Source organism: Kocuria atrinae C3-8, from assembly GCF_000286355.1.
Classification (GTDB): Bacteria; Actinomycetota; Actinomycetes; order Actinomycetales; family Micrococcaceae; genus Kocuria; species Kocuria atrinae_A.
Genome location: NZ_AJXN01000129.1, coordinates 1 through 8410, shown reverse-complemented (window position 1 = coordinate 8410; position 8410 = coordinate 1). Strand labels below are relative to the sequence as shown.

General features: G+C 64.9%; 9 protein-coding genes and 3 pseudogenes. 5 read left to right on the top strand and 7 right to left on the bottom strand.

The window, feature by feature from the left end; all coding sequences use genetic code 11:
• Positions 1–97: 97 nt before the first annotated feature.
• Together YO9_RS18695 and YO9_RS0113255 are read right to left on the bottom strand one after the other, a co-directional pair.
• A complete protein-coding gene (locus YO9_RS18695; protein ID WP_223286567.1) occupies positions 98–235 on the bottom strand; it encodes a hypothetical protein in 138 nt (45 codons plus the stop codon).
• Complete coding sequence (locus YO9_RS0113255) at positions 211–699, bottom strand: nitroreductase family protein (RefSeq protein WP_223286566.1); 489 nt, start codon at positions 697–699, stop codon at positions 211–213. Before YO9_RS0113255 ends, YO9_RS18695 begins: the two co-directional genes overlap by 25 nt.
• A 74-nt stretch (positions 700–773) precedes the next feature.
• Between YO9_RS0113255 and YO9_RS0113250 the strand changes: the two genes are divergently transcribed.
• The gene (locus YO9_RS0113250) at positions 774–2132 is read left to right on the top strand and encodes an AI-2E family transporter (RefSeq protein ID WP_031273309.1); all 1359 of its coding nucleotides are present in this window, start codon (positions 774–776) and stop codon (positions 2130–2132) included.
• A 174-nt stretch (positions 2133–2306) separates the two neighbouring features.
• Positions 2307–3537: pseudogene (gene ilvA / locus YO9_RS0113245) on the top strand (threonine ammonia-lyase).
• A 92-nt stretch (positions 3538–3629) separates the two neighbouring features.
• On the opposite strand, the gene YO9_RS0113240 reads toward ilvA, so the two are convergent.
• The 3 genes from YO9_RS0113240 to YO9_RS0113230 all read right to left on the bottom strand — a co-directional run bounded on the left by YO9_RS0113240 (position 3630) and on the right by YO9_RS0113230 (position 5088).
• Positions 3630–3845 (bottom strand): hypothetical protein, encoded by a 216-nt coding sequence (locus tag YO9_RS0113240; protein WP_031273306.1) that lies wholly within the window; start codon positions 3843–3845, stop codon positions 3630–3632.
• A 96-nt stretch (positions 3846–3941) separates the two neighbouring features.
• Positions 3942–4415: a transcription elongation factor GreA gene (gene greA / locus YO9_RS0113235; RefSeq protein WP_031273305.1), complete on the bottom strand. Its 474-nt coding sequence runs from the start codon at positions 4413–4415 to the stop codon at positions 3942–3944.
• A gap of 211 nt (positions 4416–4626) precedes the next feature.
• Positions 4627–5088 (bottom strand): DUF4307 domain-containing protein, encoded by a 462-nt coding sequence (locus YO9_RS0113230; protein WP_016997916.1) that lies wholly within the window; start codon positions 5086–5088, stop codon positions 4627–4629.
• 142 nt (positions 5089–5230) lie between these two features.
• On the opposite strand from YO9_RS0113230, the pseudogene mca reads away from it, so the two are divergent.
• From mca to YO9_RS21750, 3 genes and pseudogenes are all read left to right on the top strand, one after another.
• Positions 5231–6155: pseudogene (gene mca, locus YO9_RS0113225) on the top strand (mycothiol conjugate amidase Mca).
• A 12-nt stretch (positions 6156–6167) separates the two neighbouring features.
• Positions 6168–6530: a hypothetical protein gene (locus YO9_RS0113220; RefSeq protein WP_031273303.1), complete on the top strand. Its 363-nt coding sequence runs from the start codon at positions 6168–6170 to the stop codon at positions 6528–6530.
• 122 nt (positions 6531–6652) lie between these two features.
• Positions 6653–7489: a thioredoxin domain-containing protein gene (locus YO9_RS21750; protein ID WP_016997912.1), complete on the top strand. Its 837-nt coding sequence runs from the start codon at positions 6653–6655 to the stop codon at positions 7487–7489.
• A gap of 343 nt (positions 7490–7832) precedes the next feature.
• Here YO9_RS21750 and YO9_RS21745 read toward each other — a convergent pair whose 3' ends face one another.
• Both YO9_RS21745 and YO9_RS18680 read right to left on the bottom strand, forming a co-directional pair.
• Positions 7833–8051 (bottom strand): hypothetical protein, encoded by a 219-nt coding sequence (locus YO9_RS21745; protein WP_396350774.1) that lies wholly within the window; start codon positions 8049–8051, stop codon positions 7833–7835.
• A 273-nt stretch (positions 8052–8324) separates the two neighbouring features.
• Positions 8325–8410: pseudogene (locus YO9_RS18680) on the bottom strand (LuxR C-terminal-related transcriptional regulator); the annotation flags it as partial.

Sequence of the window (8410 nt, the reverse complement as noted above, 5' to 3'; positions counted from 1 at the left end):
AACGACGCCGCGGCTGCGTTCTGAACGCAAGGCCCGCGGCGGCGTCGTAGGGTCTGGTGCCCGACGGCGGGTGGCGCCCCTCAAGAGGGGCGGTTCCCTAGATGTAGGTGATCTCCAAATCCTGCGGCGGCAGGTTGATCGCGCGGTCGGGTACCGAATTGTGCGCGGGGCGACCCACGAACAACCAGCCGAGAATCTCCTCGTTGTCGCTCAGTTGGTAGAACTCACGCAGCACCTGGTCGTCGCTGGGGGAGCGGCGGGACCACACGGTGCCCAACCCTGCGCGTAGAAAGCCGCTTCCAGAAGACCCCGGATCGAGTACGCGTCAAAACGCTGGACCTTCTTGGGTGTCTCGGACTCGGGATCGAACCGGAAGATGATGGCCAGGCCGGCGCCTCCCGTGGACGCCCACTGCAGACTGCCCCGATAAGCGGCCAGGCGCCGGATCTTCTTGCCCTTGAGACGCGGGATGGGGCCGTCCATGTTGGGCACGGCGGTGAGCCCGGCCATGGCGGCGGCGAGGTCCGAGGCCGACTGACGATTGGTCACGGCCACCCGCCACGGGGTGAGTGAATCGTCGAAACGAGCGCCCGCCACCGCACGCAGTACGGTTTCCAACTCGGGGCGTTTAGGGGCCTCCCGTGTCAGAACACTCGCTGGGCGGCGCTGGGCCAGGACACGGAGCAAGGTAGCGGACATACCCCTATTTTTGCACCGATTGGACAGTGACCTGTGAAATAAGAATTTCCGGGCGGGCGTGCCATGATGTACGCATGTCTTCATCCGTGTCTATATCGCAGACGCATTCTCAGCCGGACCGCCCCGAACACGATTCCGGGCCGGTCTCGAACCCTGATCGTCACGGTCGCGAAATGGTGTCCGCGCCGGTGCGCATTGCCGCCGCCTGGTCCTGGCGAGTCATCCTGGTGGTTGCGGCCATCGGACTGGTCGGCTGGCTGCTGTCCAAGGTTTCCACCGTGCTCATCCCGGTGGCTATCGCCGCCCTGCTCGCGGGCCTGCTGAGTCCGGCCGTCAAGTGGCTGCGGTCCAAGCGCGTGCCGAGTGGTCTGGCGGCTGCCATTGTGGAAATCGGTCTCATCGCGGTGGTGATCGGACTGCTGACCCTGGCGGGCCAGCAAATGATTTCCGGCTTCGCCCAGTTGTCCAGTAGCGCGGTGGGTGGTTTCCAGAAGCTCATCGGCATGCTCGAGGACAGCCCCCTCAATGTCTCCACCGACAACATCAACCAGTGGCTCGGCGAGCTCGGCAGCACCCTGCAGGAGAACTCGCAGGCAATTCTGTCCGGTGCTGTGACCTTCGGTTCCACCGCCGGCAACATCCTCACGGGCATCATCATCATGTTGTTCGTGCTGCTGTTCTTCCTGATGCAGGGCGAATCCATTTGGCTGTTCCTGGTCAAACTGTTCCCGCACCGCGCCCGCACCGCCGTCAACGGCGCCGGTCGCAAGGGTTGGCTCTCGCTCGCCCAGTACGTGCGCATCCAGGTGTTCGTGGCCTTTGTCGACGCCGTGGGCATCGGCCTGGGTGCCTTCCTCCTGGGTGTGCCGCTCGCGCTGCCCATTGGCGTGTTGGTCTTCCTGGCCTCCTTCATTCCGATCGTGGGTGCGGTCGCCACGGGCATCATTGCCGTGTTGGTGGCTCTCGTGGCCAATGGGCCGGCTATCGCCCTGGCCATGTTGGGTGTGGTGCTGCTGGTCCAGCAGCTCGAGTCCAACGTGCTGCAGCCGCTGGTCATGGGCAAAGCTGTGTCCCTGCACCCCGTGGCCGTGTTCCTGGCAGTGGCCGGCGGTGCCGTGTTGTACGGCATTGTGGGCGCGCTGTTCGCCGTGCCGTTGCTGGCCATCCTGAACACCATCGTTCGCTACCTGTCCTCCCGCTCCTGGGAGCACGATGACCAGATCGCATGGTCGCCGTTCTTGTATCCATGGGAGATCAAGAAGGAAGCCAAGAAGCAGGATCTGACGCGCGAGCAGGTCATGGAGCAGCTGCAGCGCTTCCGCCTCAAGCGTCACCAGGATCGCGAGATGGAAGAGAAGAAGCGCGAGGAGAAGCACAAGAAGGACAAGCATCCGGATGAAAACATTGAGCAGGACAGCGCAGGCCGCGCGTAGTCGCACAATGAAACAGCGTCTGATCGCGTAATAGCATGGAACGCGGCGCCCTTGAACGAGGGCGCCGCGTTTTCGTACGGCAGCGCAAGACCGTGGCTGACCGACCGATACGGCGACCGCTCACGGGCGGCGCACGTTGCAGAGTGAAAGAAGTTTGAAGTGGGCCTCAACGAAATGCCGGTGACCGCGGCGGACATCGAACGCGCCTCGCACATGCTGGAAGACGTGATTGAGCGGACGCCCGTGGCTCACTCCCGAGCGCTCTCCCGTCTGCTCGGCTCCGAGGTTCACATCAAGTGCGAGAACTTGCAGCGCGCCGGGTCCTTCAAGATCCGCGGGGCTTACATCCGCATGGCGGAGCTCTCGGAGGAGGAGAAGGCCCGGGGCGTCGTGGCGGCGTCGGCGGGTAATCACGCGCAGGGCGTGGCGCTCGCGGCCAATAAGCTGGGCATCAAGGCGCGCATTTACATGCCGCTGGGTGCGGCACTTCCCAAGGTCGCGGCGACTCAGGATCACGGGGCCGAGGTCGTGCTGTTCGGCAGCACCGTGGACCAGGCACTGGCCGAGGCGCAGCGCTACGCGGAGGAAACCGGTGCCGTGTTCGTGCACCCCTTCGACCACCCGGCCATCATCGCCGGACAGGGAACGCTCGGTCTGGAGATCGTGGACCAGGTTCCGGACGTGGACACCATCATCGCCGGAGTGGGCGGCGGTGGATTGCTGGCCGGTCTGTCCGTGGCGGTCAAGGCCAAGGCGGAAGAATTGGGCCGGGACATCCGGCTGATCGGAGTACAGGCGGAGAACGCCGCGGCCTACCCGCCCTCCTTGGCCGGTGATGCGCTGGTGACGCTCAACAAGGTCTCGACCATTGCCGACGGTATTGCCGTGGGCCGACCCGGCCAGTTGCCGTTCCAGATCATCAAGGAACTCGCGGACGACGTCACCACGGTCAGCGAGGATTCACTGGCTCAAGCGCTCATCTTCATGCTGGAACGCAACAAGATGGTCGTGGAACCCGCTGGCGCCGTGGGCGTGGCCGCCATCCTGGAGGGCAAGCTCAAGGAGTCCTACGGGGATCTGGGTAACACGGTGGTGCTGCTGTCCGGCGGCAACATCGACCCGATGCTCATGCTCAAGGTGATCCAGCGTGGTCTCTCAGCGGCAGGTCGATACATGACCATCAAGATGATGCTGACCGACCGCCCCGGTGAGTTGGCGTTGATCTCGCGCATCATCGCGGACATGGACGCCAACGTGACCGGTGTGGATCACACGCGCATCGGCGGTTCGCTGTCCATGGGGGATGTGTCCATCACCATCGACATGGAAACCAAGGGCCACGCCCACTGTGACAAGGTCATCGACGCCTGGAGGCCCAGGCTTCCGCCCCGTGGTGGTGCACTAGTCACTCGTTGGGCATGCTCGTGGACCGAACCAACCGGTCCGCGAGCTAGCAACGGGCCCGCAGGCCACCGCGACCGGCGCGCGGACCGTGCGTCAGCGGCGTCGTCGTCCGCGGGAGGCGAAGTACGTGATGAACGCGGCAACGAACGTGGAGAACCACAGGATGTTGCGCAGACCGCCGGTGGTGTTGAGCTCCGGGTTGGACTGACCCAGGAAGTGCACCACGATCGCCGAGACGGCCAATAACGCGGTCAGGGCGATCAGCGGCACGGTCCATTTATTGGGCTGGCGGTTCCAATGGGTAACCACGAATACTCCTCGGATAGAAAATGCGGGGGAATGATTCGGGGCCGCCCTCATGCGCTGAGAGCGGCCCCAGATCACTGCGTCATGATGACGTGAAGATCAGTTGTGGAACGGCTTGGCGTCCAGGATCTTGACCTTGATGTTCTTGCCGTTGGGGGCCTTGTAGGTCAGCTCGTCGCCCACCTTGTGGCCGCTGATGGCCGCGCCCATGGGGGAGCGCTCGGAGAACACCTCGATGTCCTCGCCGCCGGTGAGGTCTTCGGCGACCTCGCGGGAGCCCATGAGGAAGGTCATCTCGTCACCGGCGATGTCCGCGGTGACCACCATGCCGGCTTCGATCACGCCGTCGTCAGCGGGCGCCTCGCCCACCTGGGCGTTCTCGAGCAGCTGGGTCAGCTGATTGATGCGACCTTCGTTCTTGCCCTGCTCTTCGCGTGCAGCGTGGTAACCGCCGTTCTCCTTGAGGTCACCCTCGGAGCGGGCCTGTTCGATACGATCAACGATTTCCTGGCGGTACGGCCCGGAAAGGTGGTCGAGCTCTTTCTTGAGTCGATCGTATGCTTCCTGGGTCAGCCAGGCGCCTCGTTAGTAGACACGCTATCTCCGTTCTTGGGTGCCCACCGGTGTGGTGAACACGTGTGAAAAACCCCGCCCCGGTGGTGAGCCGTGGAGGCTCGCTGCCCATCCGGGTCGGGGATCGTACAAAGTTTCTAGTACACCAGTGTAAGTGAGGCCACGGGCTGGGCTCAAAGCGACTCAGCTCCGGCGCCCGTCAGTAGGTGGGTCAGTCGACCTTCCAACAGGAGTCCACGCCCACCGAGTTGGCCTCGTTGGTGGTGCGCACGGGCACTCGGTGAGTGCTGGTGCGGCCGTTGAGCTCTTCGGGTGCAACCTCTCCGATGGTGACCTGGTTCCAGCCCACGATCGCGTACTGCTCGTTGAGTGCGCGCACCGCACACGTGACCGTTTGGTCCGGGTCCTTGGTGAGATCGAAGTCCGCGTAGGTGTTTCCGGCATCCTGCACCTGGAAGCTGACGTCCTTGGCGACCGGCGCGCTGGACTGTCCCTGCACGATCCACACCACGAACAGCGCAGACAGCAACGTGGCGATCGCGGCAATGATCACCCAGCCCCGGAAGGAGAGGCCGCGGCGTTGACGCGGGGACAGCGTCCGGTGCCCGGAGCCATAACGCTGCGCCAGGACATCGCCCGAGGCGGATCCTGACGCGGGGGTGGAAGAACTCATGACACCACTGTATCCAGTGCGGGTTGGGATCCCCTGAGAATGCGTGGTGCGGGTGACGGAGCCGACAGCATTATCCGGTGCACGGGCGTAAGATACCGGGGATTGTGTTTTGTCCGAACCCCACCCGGGAGGCTCCCGTTCCGTGACGGATTATTCGAAACTCCGGCTCTTGGCCATCCACGCCCACCCGGATGACGAGTCCAGCAAGGGCGCGGCAACCATGGCCCATTACGTGGGCCTGGGTGCACGCGTCATGGTGGCCACGTGCACCGGCGGTGAGCAAGGCTCCATTCTGAACGCCCAGATGGAAGGCGTTCCCATGGCCGATCGCGACCTGCCGGGTCTGCGCCGCGAGGAAATGGCCCAGGCCGCCGAGGCCCTGAACATCGAACACCGCTGGATCGGTTTCGCGGATTCCGGATTGCCCGAGGGCGATCCGCTGCCCCCGCTGCCCGAGGGCTGCTTCGCCCTGCAACCGCTCGAACGCGCCGCGGCACCGCTCGTGCAGCTGGTGCGCGAGTTCCGTCCGCACGTGATCCTCACGTACGACGAGAACGGCGGCTATCCGCACCCGGACCACATCCAGACGCATAACGTGTCCATGGAGGCCTACCGCAAGGCCGGCGATCCGGACGCTACCCGGCACCGGGGAACCCTGGACCCCGCTCAAGGTGTACTACGACCGCGCCTTCAACGTGGAGCGGTTCATCGCGCTGCACGAGGCTCTGGAGGAGCGCGGTTTCCAGTCCCCGTACGCGGAGCGCATTGCTGCCCTGCAGGAGACCGATCCCGAGGGTCACCGTCCGCCGGTGCCCCGCCACGAAACCACCACCAAGATCGAGTGCCCGGACACCTTCTCCGCTCGTGACACCGCCCTGCGCTGCCACCGCACACAGGTCGATCCGGACGGCCCGTTCTTCGCCGTGTCCTCTGAAATGCAGGCCGAGGTCTGGCCGTGGGAGGACTACTCCCTGGCGGATTCGCGCGTGGAGACTTCCATCCCGGAGACCGATCTGTTCGCCGGTATCGATCCTGACGCCCCGACTTCTTCCCCTCGAAAGGCGTAACCAGCCGTGAACATGTTGACCACCGTGCTGCTCCAAGCGGCCACGGAAAATCCCGCGGGTGACCTCAAGCCCGGCCTGGAACCGAGCCAGGTTTCGCCCGGGCTCGCGGGCTTCCTCGCGACCTTCTTCCTGGTCGCCGTGGTGATTCTCCTGATCATCGACTTCAACCGCCGCAACCGCCGGCTGCGGTACCGCGCCCAGTACGCCGAGCAGCGCGCCGCTGAAGAGGGCGTGGGCGGGTACGCGCACCCTCGCGACGGCCAGGACGCGTCCGCAGATTCCGATGCCGACGACGCCGCTCGCGCACCCAAGCCTCGCACCGCACCCGATACGGACCGCGGCGAGAACGGCGGGAGCTCCGCTCGTCGCGACTGATCGCTGAAGCAGACCAGAAGGGGTCCGCTCCGACGCTGAGGACTTCGTTGTCAGCTCGGGACGGGCCCCTTTTTCGGTTCCTACCCTTTATGCGTGTGAGGGGCTCGTGACATCGTTGAGTCATGACCAACAGGCTCGCCCATTCCACCAGCCCATATCTGTTGCAGCACGCCCAGAACCCCGTGGACTGGTGGGAGTTCGGGCCGGCTGCCTTCGCCGAGGCCCGCACCCGCGATGTGCCCGTGTTGTTGTCCGTGGGCTACGCCGCGTGCCACTGGTGTCACGTGATGGCGCATGAGTCCTTCGAGGACCCCGCCGTGGGGGAGTACATCAACGAGCACTTTGTGGCCATCAAAGTGGACCGCGAGCAACGCCCCGATGTCGATGCCCTGTACATGTCCGCGACCCAGTTGCTGACCCAGCAGGGCGGGTGGCCCATGACGGTGTTCCTGACCCCGCAGGGTCAGGCGTTCCACGCGGGCACTTATTATCCGCCGCGACCCATGCAGGGCAGGCCCTCGTTCACACAGGTGCTCCACGCGGTGAACGACGCGTGGGCGGAACGCCGTGAACAGGTGATTCAGGGCGCGCAATCGGTCACTGATGCGCTGCAACGTCACCCGGAGGCTGTTGCGTCCATGCTCGGTACGGACCGGCACACGGCGGGGCCGGTGCAGGTCGAGGCTCCGGATCCCTCGGGGGATATTGCCCACCAAGAATCGCAGTTGATCGGTCCGTGGCTGGACGCCCTCGAGGTGGCGCGCGATTCCACGCACGAGGCTTCGGCAACGGCCCCAAATTCCCACCGTCCCCGATGCTCGAAGCGCTGGTGCTACTGGCATCCCGCGATGGTGACCTGTCTGCTCGCGCGGCCGAACTGCTCACAGCCACCCTGGACGCCATGGTCACCGGAGCGCTCCACGATCACGTGGGCGGGGGATTCTTCCGCTATTCCGTGACCCCGGACTGGTCTCTGCCGCACTACGAGAAGATGCTCTACGACAACGCCCAGTTGTTACGAGTACTGGCCCACACCGCCAGATACCTGGAGAAACGCGGCACCGATCCCGTCCGAGCCGCGAGGTACCGCAACGCAGCCGAGGGCATCGTGACCTGGCTGGCCCGCGAGATGATCACGGAACAGGGCGCGATCGCCGCCTCCTTGGACGCAGACAGTGATCCCGTCACTCCGGGAGCGGAGCGTGAAGGCGCGTATTACACGTTCCCTCGCGGCGACGTCGGCGAACCGCGGCCTGCCGTGGCCGGCTGGGGCGAATCCGGGTCCGTCACCGGGATCCTGGATCAGAACATGCGGGAGGAACTGTGGGAGCAACGCGAGCAGCGCACGCCCCCGGAGCGCGATGACAAGGTGGTGACCGCGTGGAACGGCATGGCCATCGAAGCGCTCGCGGAGGCTGCCGTGCTGCTGGATCGCCCCGAGTGGTTGGAGACCGCCGAATGGGCCGCTGAGTTCGTGTGGACGCGGCACTGGAACGCGGAGACCACGACCTTGGCGCGCACGTCCCGCCAAGGAACCGTGGATCCACACGATGGGCAGCTCGAGGATTATGTGCGGGCGGGCTTGGCGTTTCTGGCCTTGTACCGGGCCACTGGACTCGATCAGTGGTACGCCCGCAGCCTGGAGTTGGCGCGGGCGGCGGTCGAGAAGTTCATGCGCGGGGACACCCCCATGGATTCGGCGGAACCGGATGCGTCCTGGTCGCCGCGGGTGCCACAGGTCAGGCGGACCCGTTCGACGACGTCGCGGCGTCGGCCAGTCGGGTCTGGCCTGTCGATGGCTGCTGTCCGATTGTCGACATTGAGTTTGTTGTAAACATGAACTAGATGCGTTTTCACAGTTGCCTCGGATATGAACAATA

What these genes read in the sequence shown, in the direction of transcription:
- YO9_RS0113255 (WP_223286566.1), bottom strand. Translation starts at nt 699, where the DNA reads ATGTCCGCTACCTTGCTCCGTGTCCTGGCCCAGCGCCGCCCAGCGAGT.
- YO9_RS0113250 (WP_031273309.1), top strand. Translation starts at nt 774, where the DNA reads ATGTCTTCATCCGTGTCTATATCGCAGACGCATTCTCAGCCGGACCGC.
- YO9_RS0113230 (WP_016997916.1), bottom strand. Translation starts at nt 5,088, where the DNA reads ATGAGTTCTTCCACCCCCGCGTCAGGATCCGCCTCGGGCGATGTCCTG.
- YO9_RS0113220 (WP_031273303.1), top strand. Translation starts at nt 6,168, where the DNA reads ATGTTGACCACCGTGCTGCTCCAAGCGGCCACGGAAAATCCCGCGGGT.
- YO9_RS21750 (WP_016997912.1), top strand. Translation starts at nt 6,653, where the DNA reads ATGACCAACAGGCTCGCCCATTCCACCAGCCCATATCTGTTGCAGCAC.